The organism is Nonomuraea sp. KM90 (genome assembly GCF_052246675.1).
In the GTDB taxonomy this organism is placed as follows: domain Bacteria; phylum Actinomycetota; class Actinomycetes; order Streptosporangiales; family Streptosporangiaceae; genus Nonomuraea.
Genome location: NZ_JBQQCB010000006.1, coordinates 101,571 through 125,536 on the forward strand (window position 1 = coordinate 101,571; position 23,966 = coordinate 125,536).

The 23,966-nt window shown below is 69.3% G+C and carries 16 protein-coding genes; 8 read left to right on the top strand and 8 right to left on the bottom strand.

The window, feature by feature from the left end:
* Positions 1 to 33 precede the first annotated feature (33 nt).
* The 4 genes from ACTWPW_RS09635 to ACTWPW_RS09650 form a co-directional block, all read right to left on the bottom strand.
* Positions 34 to 795 carry a helix-turn-helix domain-containing protein gene (locus tag ACTWPW_RS09635; protein ID WP_375115866.1) on the bottom strand — a complete coding sequence of 254 codons (762 nt, stop codon included), beginning with the start codon at positions 793 to 795 and terminating at the stop codon, positions 34 to 36.
* Between the two features lie 83 nt (positions 796 to 878).
* Entirely contained in the window at positions 879 to 3,212 is a 2,334-nt protein-coding gene (locus tag ACTWPW_RS09640; protein ID WP_443168551.1) for a DNA translocase FtsK, read from the bottom strand.
* A 265-nt stretch (positions 3,213 to 3,477) separates the two neighbouring features.
* Positions 3,478 to 4,092, bottom strand: coding sequence for a response regulator (locus ACTWPW_RS09645; RefSeq protein ID WP_375115864.1), 615 nt, complete (start codon positions 4,090 to 4,092; stop codon positions 3,478 to 3,480).
* Complete coding sequence (locus ACTWPW_RS09650) at positions 4,089 to 7,862, bottom strand: HAMP domain-containing protein (RefSeq protein WP_443168476.1); 3,774 nt, start codon at positions 7,860 to 7,862, stop codon at positions 4,089 to 4,091. Before ACTWPW_RS09650 ends, ACTWPW_RS09645 begins: the two co-directional genes overlap by 4 nt.
* 95 nt (positions 7,863 to 7,957) lie before the next feature.
* Between ACTWPW_RS09650 and ACTWPW_RS09655 the strand changes: the two genes are divergently transcribed.
* On the top strand, positions 7,958 to 10,420 hold the full coding sequence (locus tag ACTWPW_RS09655) for a SpoIIE family protein phosphatase (protein WP_443168477.1): 2,463 nt from the start codon (positions 7,958 to 7,960) through the stop codon (positions 10,418 to 10,420).
* Here ACTWPW_RS09655 and ACTWPW_RS09660 read toward each other — a convergent pair.
* The 3 genes from ACTWPW_RS09660 to ACTWPW_RS09670 form a co-directional block, all read right to left on the bottom strand.
* Positions 10,413 to 11,345 carry an aldose epimerase family protein gene (locus ACTWPW_RS09660; RefSeq protein ID WP_443168478.1) on the bottom strand — a complete coding sequence of 311 codons (933 nt, stop codon included), beginning with the start codon at positions 11,343 to 11,345 and terminating at the stop codon, positions 10,413 to 10,415. The genes ACTWPW_RS09655 and ACTWPW_RS09660 overlap by 8 nt on opposite strands.
* The gene (locus tag ACTWPW_RS09665) at positions 11,342 to 12,304 is read right to left on the bottom strand and encodes a LacI family DNA-binding transcriptional regulator (RefSeq protein ID WP_364128232.1); all 963 of its coding nucleotides are present in this window, start codon (positions 12,302 to 12,304) and stop codon (positions 11,342 to 11,344) included. Before ACTWPW_RS09665 ends, ACTWPW_RS09660 begins: the two co-directional genes overlap by 4 nt.
* A gap of 297 nt (positions 12,305 to 12,601) precedes the next feature.
* The gene (locus ACTWPW_RS09670) at positions 12,602 to 13,396 is read right to left on the bottom strand and encodes an NAD-dependent epimerase/dehydratase family protein (protein WP_443168479.1); all 795 of its coding nucleotides are present in this window, start codon (positions 13,394 to 13,396) and stop codon (positions 12,602 to 12,604) included.
* 232 nt (positions 13,397 to 13,628) lie between these two features.
* On the opposite strand from ACTWPW_RS09670, the gene ACTWPW_RS09675 reads away from it, so the two are divergent.
* The 5 genes from ACTWPW_RS09675 to ACTWPW_RS09695 all read left to right on the top strand — a co-directional run bounded on the left by ACTWPW_RS09675 (position 13,629) and on the right by ACTWPW_RS09695 (position 18,376).
* The gene (locus ACTWPW_RS09675) at positions 13,629 to 14,843 is read left to right on the top strand and encodes a sugar ABC transporter substrate-binding protein (protein WP_443168480.1); all 1,215 of its coding nucleotides are present in this window, start codon (positions 13,629 to 13,631) and stop codon (positions 14,841 to 14,843) included.
* Positions 14,840 to 15,769 (top strand): carbohydrate ABC transporter permease, encoded by a 930-nt coding sequence (locus ACTWPW_RS09680; protein WP_443168481.1) that lies wholly within the window; start codon positions 14,840 to 14,842, stop codon positions 15,767 to 15,769. Before ACTWPW_RS09675 ends, ACTWPW_RS09680 begins: the two co-directional genes overlap by 4 nt.
* Positions 15,766 to 16,626 (top strand): carbohydrate ABC transporter permease, encoded by an 861-nt coding sequence (locus tag ACTWPW_RS09685; RefSeq protein ID WP_443168482.1) that lies wholly within the window; start codon positions 15,766 to 15,768, stop codon positions 16,624 to 16,626. The genes ACTWPW_RS09680 and ACTWPW_RS09685 overlap by 4 nt, the downstream gene beginning before the upstream one ends.
* A 67-nt stretch (positions 16,627 to 16,693) precedes the next feature.
* Positions 16,694 to 17,461, top strand: a complete 768-nt coding sequence (locus tag ACTWPW_RS09690; protein ID WP_375115856.1) for an IclR family transcriptional regulator — start codon at positions 16,694 to 16,696, stop codon at positions 17,459 to 17,461.
* Positions 17,462 to 17,473: 12 nt separating this feature from the next.
* Positions 17,474 to 18,376, top strand: coding sequence for a 5-dehydro-4-deoxyglucarate dehydratase (locus ACTWPW_RS09695; protein ID WP_375115855.1), 903 nt, complete (start codon positions 17,474 to 17,476; stop codon positions 18,374 to 18,376).
* A 441-nt stretch (positions 18,377 to 18,817) separates the two neighbouring features.
* Here ACTWPW_RS09695 and ACTWPW_RS09700 read toward each other — a convergent pair whose 3' ends face one another.
* Positions 18,818 to 20,284 carry an aldehyde dehydrogenase (NADP(+)) gene (locus ACTWPW_RS09700; RefSeq protein WP_443168483.1) on the bottom strand — a complete coding sequence of 489 codons (1,467 nt, stop codon included), beginning with the start codon at positions 20,282 to 20,284 and terminating at the stop codon, positions 18,818 to 18,820.
* A gap of 89 nt (positions 20,285 to 20,373) precedes the next feature.
* On the opposite strand from ACTWPW_RS09700, the gene ACTWPW_RS09705 reads away from it, so the two are divergent.
* Positions 20,374 to 21,642, top strand: a complete 1,269-nt coding sequence (locus ACTWPW_RS09705) for a glucarate dehydratase family protein (RefSeq protein ID WP_443168484.1) — start codon at positions 20,374 to 20,376, stop codon at positions 21,640 to 21,642.
* Between the two features lie 540 nt (positions 21,643 to 22,182).
* The gene (locus ACTWPW_RS09710; RefSeq protein ID WP_375115852.1) at positions 22,183 to 23,391 is read left to right on the top strand and encodes a hypothetical protein; all 1,209 of its coding nucleotides are present in this window, start codon (positions 22,183 to 22,185) and stop codon (positions 23,389 to 23,391) included.
* Positions 23,392 to 23,966: the final 575 nt, after the last annotated feature.

Consider the following 23,966-nt stretch of genomic DNA (forward strand, 5'->3'; position numbering starts at 1 on the left):
ATGCACGGGATCCCCCGCGTGACCTCCGCGTGACTACCGGGACTGCGGTTTCGGCGGCCCGAACGAGCGCCGCACGACGTCTCCCCGGCCGCCCAGCCGCTTCACTTTCTTGCCGTTGACGTGCAGTGTCACGGCCCCGGCGTCGGCCAGCAGCACGTTGACCTTCTCGGCCGCGCGCCAGGTGGAGGTCTTTCCCGCCTTGAGCGTGCCGGCGAACAGCTTGTGCCCCTCGGCGTCGTGCACGTTGACGTACGACGACCGCTTGGCCTTGATACGCACCGTGACCATGTTCTTGGCGTCCATCTTGGACGGAGAGGGCTTGGGCGACTCGGTGATGGGTGTGTTGGGCGGGACGCTGGGCCGGGCCGAGGCCACCCGTACGTCACCCGTACGCACCTGGTCGCTCGCGCCGCCCAGCACCCGCATCATGCCGAAGACCACCACGATGGCCAGGGCCACGCCCAGCGCCATCGTCCAGTTGGGCCCCCGCCGCTCCGGCAGGTGGATCTTGCGGTCGGCCTGGAACACCGCCGAGGCCGCGACGGGCCGAGGCACCCCGCCGTGTTGCTGGTCATAGAGATGGACAGTGGCCTCGGGGTCCAGCCCCACCGCCTCGGCCACGGCTCTGACGTGCCCCCTGGCGTAGAAGTCGCCGCCGCATTGGCCGTAATCATCCTGCTCCATGCACTGGATGATCGCCTCGCGGATCCTGGTGGCCGCGCTGACCTGCGCGACCGTCAGTCCGGCCGACTGCCTGGCCGCGGCCAGCATGGCTCCGATGCTCTGCTCCTGCACAGCGAAACGCCCCCCACCACAGCGACTACTCTTCGTGGTGGTACATATTCAATCAGTTATCGCCGTGCAAGCACGCATTGGGGTCATTCGCCACGCAGATCAGCCAGCAAACCCGGCAGATCGTCGGGCTTCACGAGCACCTCGCGCGCCTTCGAGCCCTCGCTCGGGCCGACCACGTTGCGGCTCTCCAGCAGGTCCATCAGCCGGCCGGCCTTGGCGAACCCGACCCGCAGCTTGCGCTGGAGCATCGAGGTCGAGCCGAACTGCGTGGTCACGATCAGCTCGGCCGCCTGGACCAGCAGGTCGAGGTCGTCGCCGATCTCCTCGTCGATCTCCCGCCTGACCGGCGCCGCCGCGACGTCCTCGCGGTATTCGACCTGCATCTGCGCCTTGCAGTGCCCGACGATCTCGGCGATCTCCTTCTCGGAGACGAACGCGTTCTGGATCCGGATCGGCTTGCTCGCGCCCATCGGCAGGAACAGCGCGTCACCCTGGCCGACCAGCTTGTCGGCGCCCGGCTGGTCGAGGATGACCCGCGAGTCGGTCAGCGACGAGACCGCGAACGCCAGCCTGGACGGCACGTTCGCCTTGATCAGGCCGGTCACCACGTCGACCGAGGGCCGCTGCGTGGCGATCACCAGGTGGATGCCCGCCGCGCGGGCGAGCTGCGTGATGCGCACGATCGAGTCCTCGACGTCGCGCGGGGCCACCATCATGAGGTCGGCCAGCTCGTCCACGATCACCAGCAGGTACGGGTAGGGCTGGTAGACCCGCTCGCTGCCCGGCGGCGGCTGCAGCTTGCCCGCCCGCACGGCCTTGTTGAACTCGTCCACGTGCCGGAACCCCGACGCGGCCAGGTCGTCGTAGCGCCGGTCCATCTCGCCCACGACCCATTCCAGGGCCTCGGCGGCCTTCTTCGGGTTCGTGATGATGGGGGTGATCAGGTGGGGGATGCCCTCGTACACGCTGAGCTCGACCCGCTTGGGGTCCACCAGCACCATCCGCACCTCGTCCGGGGTGGCCCGCATGAGGATGCTGGTGATCAGCCCGTTGACGCAGACCGACTTACCGGCGCCGGTGGCGCCCGCGATGAGCAGGTGGGGCATCTTGGCGAGGTTCGCGACGATGGTGCGGCCCTCGACGTCCTTGCCCAGGCCGACGATCATCGGGTGGTGGTCGGCCTGCGCCACCTGGGCGCGCAGCACGTCGCCGAGTGCCACCAGGTCCTTGTCGGCGTTCGGGATCTCGACCCCGATCGCCGACTTCCCCGGAATGGGAGACAGGATGCGGACATCTGCGGACTTGACCGCGTACGCGATGTTCTTCGTGAGCGCCGTGACCTTCTCCACCTTCACGGCCGGCCCGAGCTCGATCTCGTAGCGCGTCACCGTCGGCCCGCGGGTGAACCCGATCACCTGCGCGTCGATGGTGAACTGCTCCAGCACGCTGGTCAGCGCGTTCACCACGGTCGTGTTGGCCTTGGTCTGCGGCTTGGGCGCCGTACCCGGCTTGAGGAACTGCAGGTCGGGCAGGCTGTACGGCCCCGCCTGCGGCGACAGCACGAGCTGCTCGACCTTGCGCGGCGCGGGCGTCGGCTGCGGCGGCTCGGGCTTGCGCTCGAGGTCGGGAGCGGGCGGCTCCTCCTCGTCCGTGAGCCCCGGCACGATCTCCGGCGAGTGATCGGCGCGCTTGTCCTTCTCGGCCAGCACCGGCGTGTCATAGGGCTTGATGATCTCGCCGTCCTCGCCGAGCTCGGGCTTCTTGGCCCTGACCCGCTTCTTGGGCGGCGACTTCGGCTGCTCGGTCTCGGCATGCCGCTCGAACAGCAGGTGCTTGAGCTCACCCAGCCGCTCGGGGATCCGGTGCACCGGGGTGGCGGTGATCACCAGCACGCCGAACCCGGACAGGAGCAGCAGCAGCGGGATCGTGACCCACGGCGGCAGGATGCTCATCGGCGGCGCCGACACGATGAACCCGATCATGCCGCCCGCCTGCGACACCTTGTCCATGCCCTGGCCCTCGCCGGCCGGATAGGGGGTGTCGTTGGCCACGTGGATGACGCCGAGCACGCCCACCAGCAGCGCGGCCCAGCCGATCACCATGCGCCCGGTGTCGGCGTTCTGGTCGGGGTGGCGCAGGTAGCGCCAGGCCAGCAGCCCGAGCAGCAGCGGCAGCGCCCAGGCCAGCGAGCCGAACACGCCGCGCACGGTCGCGTTGACCACACCGGCCACCGCACCGTCGGAGTTGCGCCACGTCATGGCCGCGAGCACGATCGCGCCCGCCAGCACCGTCAGGCCGACGCCGTCGCGGCGGTGCGCGGGATCCAGCTCGCGGGCGTTCTTGCCGAGCGCCCGCGCCGCGCTGCCGATGCCGTTGGCGAGCAGCATCCACAGCCCGACGACCAGCTTGCCGATCATGGTGAAGACCCAGCTGATCGGGTCGGGATGGGTCACCGAAGACCTGCGGCCGGAGGCGGCTCCCTTCGCCCTGGACCGCCCCGCCGACGTGGTCCCGCGCTTGACGGGGGTCGAGCGAGACGAGGTCGACCGCTTCGCCGGCCCCTTCGATGCGCTTTTCGGCGTACGGGTGGCCATGATGCCAAAGGTACGACGGAGACACCGCTGTACGCGCGTAGGCTCGCCGGTGTCCTGGCAACCGCGTTACGTCCCCGGCGTGTTGCGTTCATTCCCTGACCCGGGTCGTGGAGACCGCCTCGAAGGCGGACTGCATCGCCGCCACCCGGTCGGCCAGGTCCTTGACCGCCTCCCGGACCCCCTCGTCCTCCGAGGCGGCCCCGGACATGCCCGCCAGGCGCGACTCGACCGCTCCCAGCCGCTGCGCGAAGTCCGCCAGGGCCTCGTGGTCCTGGACGAGCTGGGCGAGCAGCGCCGCCTGCTCCATCAGCACGGCGGTCTTGCGGAACAGCTCCATGAAGACCGCCACCTTGGACCGGAGCACCCACGGGTCGAAGGGCTTGGTGAGGTAGTCGACCGCGCCCACCGCGTATCCCCGGAAGGCCGCGCCCGAGCTGGGCTCGGTGCCGGTCAGGAAGATGATGGGCACGTCGCGGGTCTGGTCGAGCCGCTTGATGTGGGTGGCGGTCTCGAAGCCGTCCATGCCGGGCATGAGCACGTCGAGCAGCACGACCGCGAAGTCGTGGCGCAGCATCAGCTTCATCGCCTCGGGCCCCGACCTGGCCTTGAACAGCAGTTGCTGCAGCGGCCTGAGCACGGCCTCCAGCGCGATGAGACTTTCCTCGTTGTCGTCCACCAGCAGGATCTTGACCTGACGGTTCATCCGTCGCTCTCCCCCTCTCCCGCGAGCCACCCCCGCATCACCTCCAGGAGCTGGTCGAGGTCAACGGGTTTGGGCACGTAGTCGGAGGCGCCGCAGGAGATCGTCTTCTCCCGGTCGCCCGGCATCGCCTTGGCGGTGAGCGCGATGATCGGCAGGTCGGCGAACCTCGGCATCTCCCGTACGGCGGCGAGCGTCTCGTAGCCATCCATCTCGGGCATCATCACGTCCATGAGGACGAGCGAGATCTCCTCGTCCCGCTCCAGCGCCTCGATGCCCTCCCTGCCGTTCTCGGCGTAGACGATCTCCATGCCGAGCCGGCCGAGCACGTGGGTCAGGGCGTACACGTTGCGGATGTCGTCGTCCACGATGAGCACCCGCCGGCCCGCGAACACCGCCGCGAGCGGGCCGTCCTTGAGCCGGGTGAGGTTGGGGGCGGACTGCCACAGGTCCTCGCCGTCCGCCGCCGGCCACTCGGCGTGCGGCGGCGCGGCGCGGGTCTCCGCCGCCTCCGGCGAGGGCTGCTCCACCGCCCACTCGGGCTCGCCGGCCAGGTTGGAGGCGGGGCAGCTGGCGGGCACGTACAGCGTGAACGTGCTGCCCACGCCCGGGGTGCTGCTGGCGTGGATCTCGCCGCCGAGCAGGCGGGCGATCTCGCTGCTGATCGACAGGCCCAGGCCGGTGCCGCCGTATTTGCGGCTGGTGGTGCCGTCGGCCTGCTGGAAGGCGCCGAAGATGGCCGGCAGCTTGTCGGCCGCGATGCCGATGCCGGTGTCGCTGACCGCGAACGCGATCATCGGGCGGCCACCGGGATCCGGCCGGTCCTCGGCGACCGAGACCGCCAGTCGCACCTCCCCCGCGGAGGTGAACTTGACCGCGTTCGACAGAAGGTTGCGCAGGATCTGCTGGAGGCGGCGCTCGTCGTTGTACAGCTCGCGCGGGGTGCGCGGGCCCACCTCGATCTCCAGCTTGAGCCCCCGGTCCACGGTGAGCGGCCGGAAGGTGGCGTCCACGTAGTCGAGCAGCTTGCTCAGCGGCAGCTTCTCCGGGCGTACGTCCATCCGCCCGGCCTCGATCTTGGACAGGTCGAGGATGTCGTTGATGAGCTGGAGCAGGTCGCTGCCGGCGTTGTGGATCGTGGTGGCGAACTCGACCTCCTGCTCCGACAGGTTCGCCTCGGGGTTGTCGGCCAGCAGCCTGGCCAGGATGAGCAGGCTGTTGAGCGGGGTGCGCAGCTCGTGGGACATGTTGGCCAGGAACTCCGACTTGTAGCGCGAGGAGGTGGCCAGCAGGTGGGCCTTCTCCTCCAGCGCGGCGTTGGACCTGCGCAGCTCGGCCTGCTGGCGCTGCAGCTCGTCGGAGCGGCCCTGGAGCTGCTGGGCCAGGCGCTGCGACTCCGACAGCAGCGCCTCGGTGCGGGCGTTGGCGATGATGGTGTTGATCGCGACGCCGATGGTGACCACGAACTTGTCGAAGAAGGCCAGGTGCACGTCGCTGAACCGGCTGAACGAGGCCAGCTCGATCACCCCGAGCACCTTGTCCTCGAACACGATGGGCAGCACCACCACGCTGGCCGGCGCGGCCTCCCCCAGCCCCGAGTGGACCTTGATGTAGCCGGGCGGCACGTCCTCGAGCAGGATGCGCTTGCGCTCCAGCGCGGCCTGCCTGATCAGGCCGGGCCCGGGAGTGCCCTGGCCGGGCAGCACGTCGTGGGCGGCGCCGTAGCCGGCGATGAAGGCCAAGGAGCCGTCGAGCGAGTCGGCGTCGGTCAGGAAGAAGGCGCCGTACTGGGCGTTGACCAGCGGTGTCAGCTCGCGCAGGATCAGGTCGGCCACCTCGACCAGGTTCCGGTGCCCCTGCATGAGGCCGGCGATGCGGGCCAGGTTGCTCTCCAGCCAGTCCTTGGCGCGGGTGGTCTCGCGCAGGTTGGCGACCATGAGGTTGACGTTGTTCTTCAGCTCGGCGACCTCGCCCTTGGCCTCCAGGCTGATCGAGCGGCTCAGGTCGCCGTTGGCCACGGCGCTGGCCACCTCGGCGATGGCGCGCACCTGGGTGGTGAGGTTGCCGGCGAGCTCGTTGACGTTCTTGGTGAGGCGTTCCCAGGTGCCGTAGACGCCCTCGACCTCGGCCTGGCCGCCCAGCCTGCCTTCCGAGCCGACCTCGCGGGCCACCCGGGTCACCTCGGAGGAGAACGACGACAGCGTGTCGACCATGGTGTTGATCGTGGTCTTGAGCTCGAGGATCTCGCCCCGGGCGTCCACGTCGATCTTCTTGTACAGGTCGCCGTTGGCCACGGCGGTGGCGACCTGGGCGATGTTGCGTACTTGGCTGGTGAGGTTGGAGGCCATGAAGTTCACGTTGTCGGTCAGGTCCTTCCACACCCCGCTCACCCCCCGCACCTGCGCCTGACCGCCCAACCGGCCCTCCGTGCCCACCTCGCGGGCCACCCGGGTCACCTCGTCCGCGAACGCCGACAGCTTGTCCACGGTGGCGTTGATGGTGTCCTTGAGCTGCAGGATCTCTCCGCGCGCGTCCACGGTGATCTTCTTGGACAGGTCGCCGTTGGCGATGGCCGTGGTGACCATGGCGATGCTGCGTACCTGGCTGGTGAGGTTGGAGGCCATGAAGTTCACGTTGTCGGTCAGGTCCTTCCACACCCCGCTCACCCCCCGCACCTGCGCCTGACCGCCCAACCGGCCCTCCGTGCCCACCTCGCGGGCCACCCGCGTCACCTCGTCCGCGAACGCCGACAGCTGCCCCACCATCGTGTTGATGGTGTCCTTGAGCTGCAGGATCTCGCCGCGCGCGTCCACGGTGATCTTCTTGGACAGGTCGCCGTTGGCCACCGCCGTCGTCACCTGCGCGATCGAGCGCACCTGGGTGGTGAGGTTGGAGGCCATGAAGTTGACGTTGTCGGTCAGGTCCTTCCAGGTGCCGAGCACGCCCTTCACCTCGGCCCGGCCGCCGAGCTGCCCTTCGGTGCCGACCTCGCGGGCCACCCTGGTCACCTCGCTGGCGAACGCCGAGAGCTGGTCGACCATGGTGTTGACGGTCAGCTTGAGCTCCAGCAACTCGCCGGTGGCCTCGACCGTCACCTGCCTGGTCAGATCACCCCTGGCCACGGCGGTGGTCACGACGGCGATGTCACGCACCTGGGCCGTCAGCCGCCCGGCCATGGCGTTGACCGCCTCGGTCACGTCGCGCCAGCTCCCCGACATGCCCTGCACCTTCGCCCGGCCGCCGAGCCGCCCCTCGGTGCCGACCTCGCGGGCCACCCTGGTCACCTCGCCGGAGAACAGCGCGAGCTGCTCGACCATGCGGTTGACCGCCTTGCCCATCAGGCGGAGTCCGCCGCGCAGCGGCCGGTCGTCCTCCTGCAGGTCGACCCGTTTCGACAGGTCGCCGTCCGCGACCGCGTTGAGCACCCTGGTGGCCTTGGCCGCCGGGATGACCAGCGCGTCGATGAGCGTGTTCACCGCCGCCACGTTGACCGCCCAGCTACCCGTGCCGGGGCTCGGGCTGAGCCGCTCGTCGAGCCGCCCGCGCCTGGCCACCTCGGTGCGCAGCCGGGTCAGCTCGTTCGAGAGGTGCTCGTTGCGGTCGATCACCTGGTTGAACGTGGTGGCCAGCTCGGCGAGGAGCGGATCGTCCGGCAACTCCAGTCGCGTGCGGAAGTTCCCGTCACGCAGCCCGCGCAGGGCCACGAGCAGCGGACGGAGGTCCGCCGGATGGATCGATCCATGCGTGTAAGGGGAGTCCAACTGCGCGACCATGGAGGCCTTCTTCACAACTGGAGGTATCGACGGCATCAGTCTGCCACTCTGAGAGTGACCGAACTGCCACATCGAGTGATGTTCTAGGACGCAGAGTGGACACGACCAGGGTGTCGAGCACGGCCTTCGACGGCACTCCGCACGCACCGGCGCACGCGCGCAAGTTCGTCCGGCAGGTCCTCGGCGAATGGCGCCTGAGCCATCTCGCCGAGGACGCCGTGCTGCTGACCAGCGAACTCGTCACGAACGCCGTGGTGCACGCGGGCACCGGCGTCGAGCTGACCTGCCGCCTGGACGTCGATGCCACCCCGGCGAAACTCGAGATCGAGGTCGACGACCACCATCCCACGCGCACCGTGCCGGCCGCCGGGCCCGCCCCCGCCGAGGGTGCCCTGCCCACTTCCGGGCGCGGCCTGGCGCTCGCCCGGATGCTGGCCGACGCCTGGGGTGTCACCTACACCAGGACGGCCAAGCGCGTCTGGGTACGCATGGAGCTCGGCGAGGGCTGCGACCGCCAGGAGTCCCTGGCCGGCCCGCCCGCCCTGGTCCCGGCCCCCGTCGTGGGACCCCTCGAGACCCTGCACGTCGGCGTGGTGGTCGCCGATCTCGACGGGGTGGTGGAGTCGTGGAACTCCGAGGCCCAGCAGCTGCTCGGCTGGCCGCCCGAGCAGGCGATCGGCCGGTCGCTGAAGGAGCTGGTGGCCTGGCGCGGCCACGGCCCGTACGCGCTGTCCCTGGCCGACACGCTGGGCCTGGGCCGCTGGCGGGGCGAGGCGCGCATGCGGCACCGCGACGGCGGGCTCATCCCCGTCTACGTCTCCCACATGCGCTCCCGGGGGCACTCAGGGGAGCGCAGGGCGATCTGGATGATCGTGGGCAGCGACCACCGCTACGTCCTGACGCCGCCGCCCGCGCCGCTGCGCAGGGAGGCGGGCCGGCGGATCAAGGAGCTGCTCGACCAGGACATGCCGTTCACCGAGCTGCTCGACACGATCGCCCAGATCGTGCAGATGTCCAGCGGCGGCGACGCCGCTTACGTGCTGCTGGCCGCCGAGGGCGGCAACCGGTTCGGCGTGGCGGCGGGCGCGGGCGCGACGGCCGGGTTGGTGGGCGTGCTGGCCACGGACGTGTTCGGCGGCGACCGCAGGACGCCGTCGCTGACGGAGGACCTGCTCGCCGAGGACGTCGAGCTGGCCCAGCAGCTGCGCGCCAGGTCCCTGGCCTGCGCGCCCCTGCTCGTGACCGGCGAGGTGATCGGCTACCTCGTGGTCACGGCCGCCCAGCAGAACCGCTTCGACCAGGAGCTCACGGTCAGCCTGCAGCACATCGCCGACCAGGTGGCGGTGCCCGTGCAGCGCGAGCGGCTGGCCGAGCAGGACCGGGCCCACCGGGGGCGGCTGTCGTTCCTGGCCGAGGCGGGCGAGCTGCTGGCGGGCGTGCACGACGACGAGCTGATCGCGGCGCTGACCGCGCAGCTCGTGGTGCCCAAGATCGCGACGTGGGCGGCCGTCTACCTGACCGACCTGACCGGCATGACCAGGCTCGCCCACGTCTGGCACAGCGAGGAGCGCCACAACGCCGACCTGCGCAAGTCGCTGCCCGCCATCCCCCGGACGGCGCTCACCGAGGTGAGCTGGCCCGTGGGCCCCGAGACGGTGCTGGCCTTCCCGCTGCTCACGCAGGGCAGGTCGCACGGCGCGCTGGTGATCGGCCGCTCCGAGCCGACGCTGCCGCTGGAGCTGGCCGACCTGCTGGCGGATCTGTGCCGCCTGGTGGCGCTCAACCTGCACACGGCCATGCTGTACGCCAGGCAGGCGACCACCTCCCGGGTGCTGCAGCGCAGCCTGCTGCCCATGCGCGTGGCGCCCATGCCGGGCCTGGAGTCCGCGGTGGTCTACGAGCCGGCCGAGGAGGGCGCGGACGTCGGGGGCGACTTCTACGACCTGTTCACGGTGGCCGACCACTGGTGCTTCGCGCTGGGCGACGTGTGCGGCAGCGGCCCCGAGGCGGCCGCCGTCACGGGGCTGGCCCGGCACGCCGTACGCCTGCTGGCCAAGGAGCACTACACCGTGGCCGACATCCTCGACCGGCTCAACCACGCGCTGCTGGAGGAGGGTGACGAGGGCCGGTTCCTCAGCCTCCTGTGCGGCGAGCTGACCCCGCTCCCGCAGGGCGGCGCGCTGTGCACGATCGCCTCCGCCGGCCATCCGCCGCCGCTGCTGCTGCGGGCCGACGGCGAGGTCGAGGCGGTGGCGACCCCGCAGTTGCTGCTCGGCATCGAGGCCGGCGCCAGGTTCTACGTGGAGACCTTCGAGCTGGCGCCGGAGGAGGTGCTGCTGTGCGTCACCGACGGCGTGACCGAGCGGCGCGACGGCGACCGGCTGCTGGACGACGGCGACGGCCTGTCGGCGATCCTGGCCGGCTGCGCGGGGCTGAGCGCCCACGCGGTGGCCGAGCGGGTGCGGCACGCGGTCGAGACGTTCGCCGCCCAGCCGGTCCAGGACGACGTGGCCCTGCTGGTGATCAAGGCCGCCGCCACCCTGCGTCCGGTCAGATGAACCGGTACGTCGTGGTGGAGGTGCGGCGCTCGCCCGGCCGCAGCACGGTGGAGGGGAACTGCGGCTGGTTGGGCGCGTCGGGGTAGTGCTGCGTCTCCAGGCACAGCCCGGCGAACGGCCCGTACGGCGTCGCGGTGCCGTCCAGCATGCTGCCGGCGTAGAACTGCACGCCCGGCTCGGTGGTGGTGACCTCCATGGTCAGCCCGCCGGCCGTCACCCTGACGGCGCCGTCGAGCACGAAGCAGTGGTCGTAGCCGCCGTCGTACCGCTCGCCCACGGCGTGCGGCTCGGTGAAGTCGAACGGCGTGCCCTTGACCGGCGCCAGTTCGCCCGTGGGGATCTTGTCCTCGTCCACCGGCAGGTAGTGCTCGGACTCCATCCGCACGACGTGGTCGAGCACGTCGCCGCCGCCCTTGAGGTTGAAGTAGGAGTGGTTGGTCAGGTTGACCACGGTCGGCGCGTCGGTCTCGGCCGCGTAGTCGATGCGGAGGGCGTCGTCCTCCAGCGTGTACGTGACCGAGGCGGTCAGCGTGCCCGGGTAGCCCTGGTCGCCGTCGGGGCTGGTCAGCGTGAGCGTCACCGACGAGTCCGTGCGGGCGGCGATCGTCCACACCTTGCTGTCGAAGCCCTCGGTGCCGCCGTGCAGGCTGTTGGGGCCGTTGTTGGCCGGCAGCCGGTATTCGGTCCCGTCGAGGGTGAAGCGGGCGTTCGCGATGCGGTTGCCGTACCTGCCGACGACCGCGCCGAAGTAGCGGCTGCGCGTCAGGTAGTCCTCGATCGTGTCCAGCCCGAGCACGACGTTGACCCCGGACACCTCCAGCGTGCGCACGACGGCCCCGTAGGTGAGCACCTCGGCGCGCAACCGTCCCGACGACAGCTCTACGCGCTCGACCTGCTGGCCCGACGGCAGCGTTCCGAAGATCATGTTTGTGCCCTTCCCGTGGACTCGCGGACTATGAGGGCGGTGTCGAGGGTCACTGTCGCGCCCTCGCCCCCAGACTGCAGCAGCAGATCGACGGCCATCCTCCCCGCCGCCACGGCCGGCATGGCGACAGTGGTCAGCTTGGGCCGGTTGAGCCGTCCCGGAAGGATGTCGTCGAACCCGATCACACTTATCTGGTCTGGTACCCCTATCTCCATCGCCGCCAGCCCCTCAATGAGGCCGAGCGCGACGAGGTCGTTGTAGGCCAGCACCGCGGTGGCCCCGCACGCCGCCACTTCGGGAGCCACGGCCAGGCCGCCGGCCTCCGTTGGCTGGTTGGGGCCGAAGAAGATCAGGTCGAGCCCGGCCGCCTCGGCGGCCGCGCCCTGCATCTCGTTGCTGGTCCACGAGCCGATCGGCCCGGACACGAGCGCGATCCGGTGGTGGCCGAGCCCGGCCAGGTGCTCCAGCGCGAGCTTGGCGCCCTGGGCGACGTTCATGAGCACGGCGGGCATGCCCTTGATGCGCCGGTTCACCACCACGAACGGCACGTCCTCGGCCAGGCGCTCGATCATCTTGTTCGACAGGCGGGGGCTGCACAGCAGGACGCCGTCCACCTGCTTGGTGAACGTCCTGATGAGCTCTTCCTCGACCCTCGGGTCCTCGTCGGTGTCGGCCACGAACACGTGGTAGTCACGCCCTCTGGCCTGCGCCTGGGCGGCCTTGATGAGGGGCGGGAAGAACGGGTTGGAGATGTCGGCCACGATGAGGCCCATGTTGAAGGTGCGTCCTGTGGTGAGCGCCCTGGCCGCCCGGTTGGGCCGGTAGCCCAGATCGTCGGCGGCGGCCAGCACCCGGCTCCTGGTGGCAGGATTGACCAGGTGCGGCGCGGAGAAGGTACGGGACACGGTGGACACGTGCACGCCGCACGCGCGCGCCACGTCCTTGATCGTCGCCGCCATCGCCGTCCTCCCTTGCAAACGGTTGCCAGATCAAACCTTGACCTTTACGCCTAGCGCCGTCAAGGTTCTTGCAACCGGTTGCCAAGACGGGGCCCCTGACCCGTCCCTTTTGCCCCCTCGCCTTCCTTCCCCGAGCGACCCCGGCGCGCACCCTTCGTCCTGCCGATGAGCCCCAGCCCGCGCCCCCGCCGGTGAGCCCAGCCCGCGCCCACCCTCCCCGCCGATGGGGCCCGGCCCGCGCCTTCCTCCCTGGAAGGACCCCGCCGGAGTACGGCGGGGAAGCGGCTCAGGCGGGTGTCACCACTTGCCCCCCAGCTCGTTCAACGTGAAGATCCCCCCGGCCCGGTGGTGCAGCGGCTCCGACAGGTCGGGCTCACCCTGCTCCTCGATGAGCGCCGCGGCGAAGGGCTCAGAAGAGTCTTCGGAGACGAACCCGATGGCTTCCGCCTCCTGCAACGACCACCACCGCCGCGGGCTGTCGGAGACGCCCCAGACCACGTGATACCCCGGAGCGGTGAGCCCCGCCTCGACCAGCCGGGCCAGGTCGTCGGGCGAGATCCAGGTGGCCAGCCCCCGCGTGTCGGCGGGCCCCTCGTTGCAGGTGCCGAGCCGGACCACGGTGACGTTCATGCCGAAACGATCGTGGAAGAGGCTGCCCAGGGCCTCCATGACGACCTTGCTCACGCCGTAGTAGGTGTCGGGCCGCGGGAAGGCGTAGTCAGGCAGGTCCTCACCGGACTCCGGCCTGGTCTGGAAGCCGGCCGCGTGGTGGCTGCCCATGAGGACGACGTGCTCGACCCCCTCCTTGTACGCCGCCTCCAGCAGCACCTGGGTCCCGTGGATGTTGGCCTGCACGATGTCGGCCCAGGGATGTTCCCTGCTCTGGCCGCCCAGGTGCAGCACGGCGTCCACGCCCTTCATCGCCTCGGCCACGGGGACCGGATCGGCCAGGTCGGCCGTCACCCACTCCTCCCCCGGCCCCGGTTCGATCGGGTGAATATCGGAAAGCCGCAGCGTACGGCCTTCACGGGCGAGCCGTGGGCGAAGCAGCGTCCCGACCTTTCCGGCGGCTCCTGTCATGAGAATGCGCATGCATCCATGATGTACACGAATCTGGCCGAAATTCACATCCTTGAATATTGACCGTGAGCCATGCCACTAGTTACGTTCACAGGCACACATCCAAGTCCACGACTCATGTCCACATATGTGAACAGGAGGCGGTCTGATGTCACGTCGTCTGCTGGGAGTCGCCATCATGGCGACTCTGGCCGTTGGACTGACAGGCTGCGGTTCCGGGGGATCAACAAGTTCGGACAACACGTTGGAGATCTGGATCAGGCAGGCGCCCGATTCCGACTCCGCCAAGACCGCCAAGAAGCTGGCCGACGCATTTACCAAGGCCAGTGGGGTGCCAACGAAAGTCGTCGCCCTTTTCGACGACTTCGAGACCAAACTCAACCAGCAGGCGGCGCAAAAAGACCTTCCCGACATCGTCATCAACGACACCGCCCAACTGGGCAACATGCAGTCTCAGGGCTGGCTCCAGCCGGTCGACAAGGCCGCGCTGGCCGGCGGCGACAAGCTGGCGGAAACGGCCTGGAAGGCCGCCACCGGCAGCGACGGCAAGCAGTACGCGGCCCCGTTCTCCGCCCAGGCGTTCGCGCTGATCGTCCGCAAGGACTGGCGCGAGAAGGTGGACATGGAGCCGCCCGCGACCTGGGAGGACCTCGCCAAGCTGGCCACGGCGTTCACCGAGAAGGACCCCGACGGCAACGGCCAGAAGGACACCTCCGGCTTCGTCGCCCCGGCGGGCACCAAGCGCGGCTACGCCTCCTGGTACGCCTCCTCGCTCATCTACGCCAACGGCGGCGACTTCATCAAGTCCACCGGCAACGGCAAGTACGCCGCCACGGTGAACGACCCCAAGACCGTCGAGGCCGTCCAGTACCTGCAGGACCAGTTCTGCAAGACCAAGACCGTCAACCCCGGCGCCGTCAGCAACGACACGACCGTCACGCACGAGGTCTTCGAGAAGGGCCAGGGCGGCATCTACCTGGTGGGCCCGTACGTGCTGGCCAGGTTCGTCAACAGCATCGGCACCGACAAGATCGAGGTCCTGCCCGTGCCCAAGGGCCCGTCGGGCGGCCCCGGCACGCTCGGCGAGGGCGAGAACGTCTACATGATGGCCGGCTCCAAGAACCAGGAGGCACAGAAGAAGTTCGCCGAGTTCGCGATCTCGCCCGAGGGCCAGAAGATCGGCATGAACAAGGACGCCAACGGCGCCATCGTCCGCCTGCCCGTCAACACCACGGTGGACATGTCCGCCGAGCGGCAGGATCCGCGCTGGAAGGTGTTCCAGGAGTCGTACGCGAACGCCGTCTACGCGCCGCCGGTGCCCAACTGGGCGCCGATCCGCCAGACCTCCGCCGACTCCATCAACGCCGTCTGGGCCGACTGCTCCGCCGACGTGAAGTCGGCGATGGATCAGCTCAACACCAAGCTGACCCAGGAACTGCAGAGCCAGAAAGCGTCATGACCAGCACACTCGCCCCGTCCTCTCGCCGGACGGCGCCCCCCGGCCACCGCCCCAAATCGGTGCGGTGGCGGGGGCCGCTGATCGCCTGGCTGTTCCTGGCACCCGCGCTGCTGCTCTTCCTGTACTTCAAGTTCATCCCGATGTTCGTGGGCCTGTGGAAGAGCCTGTTCAAGGTCCAGACCTTCCTCGGTGACGAGTGGGTCGGCACGCAGAACTACCAGACGATCATCTCCGACGACGAGTTCGGCGCGGCGATCTGGCACAGCGTCGTGCTGGCGCTGGGCACCACCGTCGGCTCCATCGTGCTGGGCCTCGGGCTGGCGCTGCTCACCGAGGGGCCCGCCCGATACCTGTGGTTCGTCAGGACCGCGGCCTTCCTGCCGGTCGTCACCACGATGGCGGCCGTGGCCGAGGTGTGGCGCATCATGTTCCACCCCGCCGACAGCGGGATGCTCAACATCGTCATCGGCTGGGTGGGCATCGATCCACAGCCCTGGCTGGCCAGCGAGGACTCCTCGTTGTGGTCGATCATGCTGATGAGCATCTGGCGCGGCACCCCGTACGACATGATGATCTTCCTGGCCGGTCTGGTGGGCGTGGACCGCACGCTGTACGAGGCGGCGGCCGTGGACGGCGCGTCGACCTGGCGGCGGCTGCGGCACATCACGCTGCCGGCGCTGCGGCCGGTGTTCTGGATCCTGTTCACGCTGGCGGCCATTCGCGGCCTGCGGGTGTTCGTCGAGGTCTACGTGCTCACGAACGGAGGGCCGAACGGCTCCTCCGAGGTGCTGATGACCTTGATCTACAAGCTCGGGTTCCAGAAGAACGAGCTGGGGGTCGCCTCGGCGGGCGGGATCGTGCTGTTTCTGGCCACGCTGGCGCTCACGGTGATCGTGCAGATGCTGCGCAGGAGGCAGACGAGATGAGGTTCGACAGCGCGCTGGGACTGGAGTCGCGGCGGGGCCCGCTGGCCGTCGCCGGAAAGATCCTGATTTATGGGCTTATGGTGGTGGTTTTCACCGGGCCGCTGGTCGGGCTGCTGATGAGCTCGTTCAGCAAGACGCTCGACCCCACCTCCTTCACCCTCTGGCCGGACGACTTCACCCTGGAGAACTTCATCCAGGCCCAGGACAAGAACGTCTATCTCTACCTGCTCAACTCGTTCATCGTCGTGGGCTTCGGGCTGCTGCTGCAGATGCTGGTGAGCGTCTTCGCCGCGTACTCGCTGGCCCGCAAGAAGTTCCGCGGCATGACGTTCGTGATGCTGCTCATGCTCACCACGATGATGCTCCCCGAGGAGATCATCGCGATTCCCCTCTCCCTCGTCCTGGCCGACCTGCCGCTGCTGCATCTCAACCTGATCGGGACGTACGCCGGGATGATCCTGCCGGTCGGCGCCTGGGGCTTCTCCATCCTCGTGATGACCGAGTTCATGAAGGAGGTGCCGGTCGAGCTGGAGGAGGCCGCGCGCATCGACGGCGCCGGCGAGCTGCGGATCTTCGCCACGATCATCATGCCGCTGTGCCGCCCCGCGCTCGGCGTGATCGGCGTCTTCGGCTTCACGATGATCTGGGACCAGTACCTGCTCCCCCTGATCGTCGCGCCGGAGTCGGACATGTGGACCCTGCCCATCGCACTGCGCTCGCTCCGCTCCGACGAGGAGGTCGGGATCGGCGTGCTGCTCGCGGCCTCGCTGCTGGCGCTGCTGCCCTCGATCATCGCGTTCCTGGCGTTCCAGCGGCAGTTCATGCGCGGTCTCACAAGCGGCGCGGTCAAGGGTTAGGTGTCCATGTATCTGGACGGTATCCAATATCCTGGATCTCCGAAGCCGCCGAAGGATACGAGATGGGATGAGTATGGAGCCCCAGCTGGTCAAGTCCGCGGAACGGACGGTACGCATCCTCGAAACGCTCGCCGAATCACACGACCACATGACGCTGTCGGAGCTCCAGCAGCGGACCGGCTTTCCGCGCAGCAGCCTGCACGCCCTCATGCGCACCCTGGTCGAGCTCAACTGGGTGGAGACCGACTCGGCCAGGTCGGCGTTCGGGATCGGGCCGCACGCGCTGCTGACCGGCACGGCGTACCTCGACAAGGACCCCGCGCTGCCGTTCGCGCAGGAGAGCTTGGAGGACTTGCGGGACGAGATCGGGCAGACCGTGCACTTCGCCCGGCGGGACGGCGCGCACGTGCTCTACCTCGCGACCCGGGACTCCCGCGAGGCCGACCACATCATCCCGAGGGTGGGCCGGCGGCTTCCCGCCCACGTCACGGCGCTCGGGCAGGTGCTGCTCGCCCAGCTCACCGATGACGAGGTCGAGGCGCTGCTGCCGCAACCCCTGGCCGGGCTGACCGAGCACACCCTCACCGACCTGACCAAACTGACAGGAGAGCTCGACCAGGTCCGCACCAGGGGCTGGTCGTACGAACGCGAGCAAGGCACGCTGGGCGTGGCCTGCGTGGCCGTGGCGGTCGACTACCGCATCCCGGCCACGGACGCGATCAGCTGCTCGATGCCGGCGGGCCTCGCGGCCGGCGAGGTCGAGCGGATCACCGAAGCGGTTATCAAGCACACCCGAAAGCTGGCTGCGACCCTCCGCAGGGAGGGCATCCGCTAGAAAGGATCGTAGATGCGGCTGGACGGCGTTCTCTTCTTTCCGGTCACCCCGTTCGGGCCCGGCGGCGACCTCGCCGAACCCGCGCTGGCCCGGCACGTCGCCGAGGGGGTCGCGGCGGGGGCTGGAGGGGTGTTCGCCGCGTGCGGCACCGGCGAGTTCAACGCACTCGACGTCGAGGAGTACACCCGGGTCGTGGCCACCTCGGTCACGGCCACCGCCGGCCGCGTCCCGGTCTTCGCCGGCGCCGGCGGCCCGCTGCCGACCGCCAGGTCCATCGCCCGCGCCGCGGCCGCGCAGGGCGCCGACGGGCTGCTGCTGATGCCTCCCTACCTGGTCACAGGCCCTGCCTCCGGCCTGGTGCGGTACGTCCGCGAGGTGGCCGAGGCGGGCGGGCTCCCCGTCGTCATCTACCAGCGCGGCACCGCCCGCTTCACCCCGGAGGCCGTGGCCGAGCTGGCCCGGGTGCCGAACGTCGTGGGCTTCAAGGACGGCCTGGGCGACTTCGACCTGCTGCAGCGCATCATCCTGACCGTGCGTCAGGTGACGGAGGACTTCACGTTCTTCAACGGCCTGCCGACCGCCGAGCTGACCGTACCCGCGTACCGGGGGCTCGGGGTGAGCCTGTACTCGAGCGCGGTGTTCGCGTACGCACCGGAGATCGCGCTCGCCTTCCACAAGGCGGTGACGGGCGGGGACGAGGTGCTGGTGCAGCGGCTCCTGACCGGCTTCTACCTGCCGCTCGTACAACTGCGCGACCTCGTGCCCGGGTACGCGGTGGCGCTGGTCAAGGCGGGGGTGCGGATGCGGGGGCTGGAGGTGGGGGGCGTACGGGCACCGCTGGTGGACCCGACGACGGAGCACCTGGCGACGCTGGAGCGCATCATCGCCACCGGCCTGGAAATAGCCGCCCCCTGACCCCACCACCACACGACCACTGGCCCACCACCAGCACTCCCCGCACAACGCTGGCCAACCACCCACACCCCGCGCACGACCTCAAGCCACTCCCGACACTTCCCACCGCGGCCGGGCCCCCACCCGCACCCTCACGGGACCCGACCCACCACCGACCAGCCGGCCGCCGACGCTCACCGGCCTGGCGATGTGGAGATCCCCACCTCTCAGCCAGACCGGCGAGCCACACTCCGAACCCCGAACCCAATGAGCCCAGCACGGCCAAGCACAGCGCAGTAAGCTCAGCCCAGCGCAGCATGGCACAACACAGCTCCGCCCAGACCAGCACGGCACGGCGCAGCTCAGCCCAACGCAGCTCAGCCCACCCCAGCACGGCCAAGCACAGGGCAGTTCCGCCCAGCCGAACTCCGCCCAGCCGAACTCCGCCCAGCTCAGCTCAGCTCAGCTCAGGCGACCATCCACCCTCCGCGGGATGGACAGCGGGTTGCCCTCCTTGAGCTCATCCGGCAGCAGCGCCTCCGGCCAGTCCTGGTAAGCCGTGGGCGCCAGCCACCGACCGATCGCCGTGGCCCCCACAGACGTGTAGGACGTCGTGGCGGCAGGCCACGGACCGCCATGATGCATGGCCCAGCACACCGCGACCCCGGTCGGCCACCCGTTCCAGATGAGCCGCCCGGCCTTCCGCTCCAGGACGTCGACGAGCTCAGTGGCCTCATCCGCGTCCGTGCCGTGCAGGGTCGCGGTCAACGACCCGTCGAGCCGCTCAAGCACCGGCTGCAGGTCCGAAATTTCGCGATAAGTCACCACGATCGACGCCGGACCGAAGCACTCCTCGCCGATGTGCGGCAGCTTGGCCGCGAACGTGTCGAGATCGGCGGTGAACACCTTGGGCGTGACCGCCCAGCTGCCCTCCCCCGGCTTGCCCTCGGCCAGCAGGTCCAGCTCGCCCAGCCGCTCGATGCCCCCGAGGTATCCGTCCCGGATCCGTTCGGCCAGCATGGGCCCGCCGGTGGTGCCCCCGACGGCCTCCACGAGCGCGTTGCGCAGCTCGTCACCCTCGGGCACGAACACGAGCCCCGGATTCGTGCAGAACTGCCCGACCCCCATCGTCAGCGACCCGGCGAACCCCGTGGCCACCTCCTTGACCGGCGCCGACGGCAGCACGACCACGGGATTGACGCTACCGAGCTCGCCGAAGAACGGGATCGGCACCTCCCGCTCGTCGATCAGCTTCTGGATCGCCTTCCCACCGGCCACTGACCCGGTGAACCCGGCGGCGACCACGCCGGGGTGCTGCACGAGATCGATACCGGCCTGCATGCCCTGAACCAGGCCCAGCAGGTCGGGGTTCGGCAGCGCCTCCCGTACGATCTTCGCGACCCGCTCGGACGTGTTCGGATGCCCGGGGTGCGCCTTCACGACGACGGGGCACCCGGCGGCCAGCGCGGAGGCGGTGTCACCCCCGGCCACCGAGAACGCGAACGGGAAGTTGCTGGCCGCGAACACGGCCACGACGCCCTTCAGCGGGTGCTTCATCCGCCGCACGTCCGGCCGGGGCGGCGTGAGCGAAGGATCGGCATGATCGATGATGGCCTCCAGGTAGCCACCATCCCTGATCACGTCGGCGAAGAGCCTGAACTGCCCCGCCGTACGCGCCACCTCGCCGCGCAGCCGTACCTCGCCGAGCGCGGTCTCCTCGTCGGCGAGCTGCCACAGCTCGTCCACGTGTGCGGCGAGCGCGTCGGCGACGGCCTCCAGCGCGACGGCCCGCTCGGCCGCCGAGGTCGCCCGCCAGGCCGCTCCGGCGGCGGCCGCAGCAGAAACGATCATGTCGACCCCGGCGCTGTCGGTCTCGGGCAGGGCGGCGCCCACGGTTCCGCCTGTCCTGGGGTCGTGTCCGTAGATCATCGAATGGCCCTTCGGAGTCTTGACACTTCTTCAGCCTGATTCTTACAGTTGCGGCAACTTGTCCACAAATCTGGCTATTGTTCACATATATGGACGGCGAGATGATCATCAGGCAGATCCACGTAACTCCCGTTGCCTTCCGGGATCCGCCCCTCTTGAACGCCGCCGGAGTCCACGAGCCGTGGGCTCTCCGTACCATTGTCGAGGTCGTCACCGACGAAGGTCTGACCGGGTTGGGCGAGACCTACGGTGACCTCGATCATCTCGGCAAGGTGCGCGAGTGCGCGCAGGCGCTGATCGGCCTCGACGTTCATGCCCTGAACACGATGTACGCCCGGATCGGCGCGATCATCGGCGAAGCGGTGACCGACCTGCACGGCCTGACCGGCGTCACCACGACGGAGAAGAGCATCGACCGCATCTTCTCCCCGTTCGAGGTGGCTTGCCTGGACATTCGCGGCAAGGCCGCCGGTGTCCCGGTGTCGGACCTCTTGGGAGGCAAGGTCCGGGACGCGGTGCCGTACAGCGCGTACCTCTTCTACAAGTGGGCAGGCCATCCCGGCGAGGAGCCGGACCGGTTCGGCGCCGCGCTGGACGAGGCCGGCATCGTCGATCAGGCGGGGCTGCTCATCAAGGAGTACGGCTTCAGGTCCATCAAGCTCAAGGGTGGCGTCTTCCCCCCTGACCAGGAGATGGCCGCGATCCGCGCGCTGCACGAGGCGTTCCCCGACGTACCGCTCCGCCTCGACCCCAACGCCGCCTGGTCGGTGGAGACCTCGATCCGCGTCGGCCAGGAACTCGACGGAGCCCTCCAATACCTGGAGGACCCGACCGCCGGCATCCCCGGCATGGCCGAGGTGGCCGCCGCCGTCCCCATGCCCCTGGCCACGAACATGTGCGTGGTCACCCCGGAGCACCTCTCCCCCGCCATAGCGTCCCATGCGATCGGCGTACTCCTCCTGGACCACCACTATTGGGGCGGCCTCGTACGCTCCTCGCACATCGCCGCCATGTGCGACGCTTTCGGCCTGGCCATGTCGATGCACTCCAACTCCCATCTCGGGATCAGCCTGGCGGCCATGACGCACCTGGCCGCCGCCACGCCGAACCTCACGTTCGCCTGTGACACGCACACCCCCTGGCAGGACGGCCAGGACGTGATCCTCCCCGGCGCCCTCCGCTTCGTGAACGGCGCCGTACCGGTCCCCACCGGCCCCGGTCTGGGGGTGGAACTGGACCGGGACATGCTGGCGGTGATGAACGAGCAGTACGAGAGGTGCGGGATCACAGCCCGCGACGACACTTCGTACATGCGACGCATCGACCCCTCCTTCTCAGCAAGCAGACCCCGCTGGTGACCTCTCCCGAACCACCCTCACTGGGCCCTGCGAGAAGCACCCCCAGGCGAACCCCCGCAAGCAGACCCCGCTCGCAAACCCCCGCAAGCGGACCGCTCGCAAACCCTGCTGGCAAACCCCGGCAAGCGGAGCCCACTGGTGAGTCCTCGCAGCCGGACCCGCTCGGAGCGCCTCGCAACCGGACCCTGCCCGCGCATCCCCACTCGCATACCCGGGCAGTCCCCGACAAGCAGCCCCCCTCGCGAACCCTCACAACCAGCCCCCGAGCGAACCCCACTGACGCACCCACCGAGACGCACCACCCTTACGAACACCAGCAGGGGGAAGACCCTTCCGCCGAAGGGCTGATCCGAGACCATCCAGCGAACCGCCCACCGAGACCGTCCAACGGGCCACCCGCCGAGACCACCCACCAAAACCACCAACGAAGAAAGCCGGCCGGGGGAACCAGACCTCCGATGAGCTCCGGCAAACAGACCGAACACCCGATAAACATCGGCAATGAGACCCACTGATGAACATCCTCAAGGAGAACCGCTGGTGAACGTCGCCTACCTCTACCCGTGGGACGTGGTCGGGGACCCGTCAGCCCCCAGCCGTCTGGCAGACCTCGGCGTCCAAGCGGTCGCCCTGGCAGCCAGCTACCACTCGACGAGGGCGGCCACGCCGTACCACCCCGCCCACCGCGTACTGGATGTTCCATATCCGGCCTTCTACCTCCCGATCCGCCCGTCTTCCTGGTCCCGCCTGGTCCCGGCCACCCCCACGTGGACCCCCGCCGACGCCTACCTCCAGGCCAGGGATGCCCTGAAGGCCGCAGGCCTCCAGGTACACGCCTGGACCGTCCTCACCCACAACTCCCACCTGGGCAAAGCCAACCCCGACCTGGCCGTACGCAACGCCTTCGGCGACCCGTACCCCTATGCCCTCTGCCCGGCCCAAGAGGACGTCATCGAGTACTGCGAACACCTGGTCCAGGAGATCCTGGAGGTCGGCGAGCCGGACGGCCTGATCCTGGAGGCCTGCGGCCCGATGGGCTTCGGCCACCAGAGCGTCCACGAGAAGACATCCGGCGCTGACTGGACCCCCGTGGACAACGACCTTCTCTCTCTGTGCTTCTGCGCGAGTTGCGCCCCCCGCTATCCCGAAGAGACAAAGACCGCAGTCCGCACCGCCATAGACCGCGCCACCAACCAAGCTCGGGACACCACCGACCACACTCCACACACCACCAACCAGGCACTCAACACCGCCGACCACGCTGCCAACACCACCGACCAGGCCCCCAGCACCATCGAGGACGCCCTCGGCACATTGGCCGACGAGGTACGCACCATCCGCGTCACCCTGTCAACCGCTCTCCGTCAACGCCTTATCGCCACCGCCCGCAGCACCGCCCCCGAGGTTCCCATCACCCTGCACGCCAACCCGGACCCCTGGGCCACCGGTGCCTTCGCCCCTCTCCCCTCAGGCGAACCGGCAGCAGACGTCCTGGTCGCCAACTGCTGGGGCGACCCCGCCACCGACGCCATCCGCCTCACCCGCCTGAAGGAGCTCTCCACGCCAGGCCAGCGAGTAGGCGCCTACGTCCTAGCCCTCCCACCCCGCCCGGCCAACCCCGACACCCTGGCCGACCAGCTCAGAACGTACGCCAAGGCAGGAGCGTCAGAGTTCCACCTGTACCACGCAGGCCTGGCCTCTCTCCAACGCCTGGCAGCCCTCTCCCAAGCGCTCCGCCTCTACCAATAACCTCCTCCCCGCCATGGCCCCCGACCCAAATCCCACGTAGCACCCTCTCAACCGAGCCCACCACGCCCAACGACCCGACATCTCACCCACGCAAACTCGACCTCACATCACACCAGCCCGGGGCCAACCGGATACAGCCGAAGCCCACCCGCCTCAACACCACGTCGCCATCGGCGGCGCGCCGGGTGGCTGGAGCTGGTTGATCCCCCACCACATAAAAGCCGCCCGCGCACCACCCCCCACCGCATGAAGCCGCCCTCGCACCACCGCCCTCTCGGCGCACCACCTCACCTGCACCACCGCCATCTCGCCACACGACCTCTCCCGCACTACCGCCTCTTCCCACACGACCTCACCGGCATCAGCAATCCAAAAGCGCGAATCGCTGGCCCACACCAAAACCAGTCAGCCCCCCACCACCACCTCCGCCAGAGAAGCGGCCGGGATGGCGCCACCTCACCAACCCGCCATCCCAAGAGCCCTCACGTCTCCTCCACGCGCACCTCCGCTGGTCCGCCTCAGGCCCCCATTCGATCCGCACCCCCATCACCAGCCCTTCGTGTGCATACCGTCCG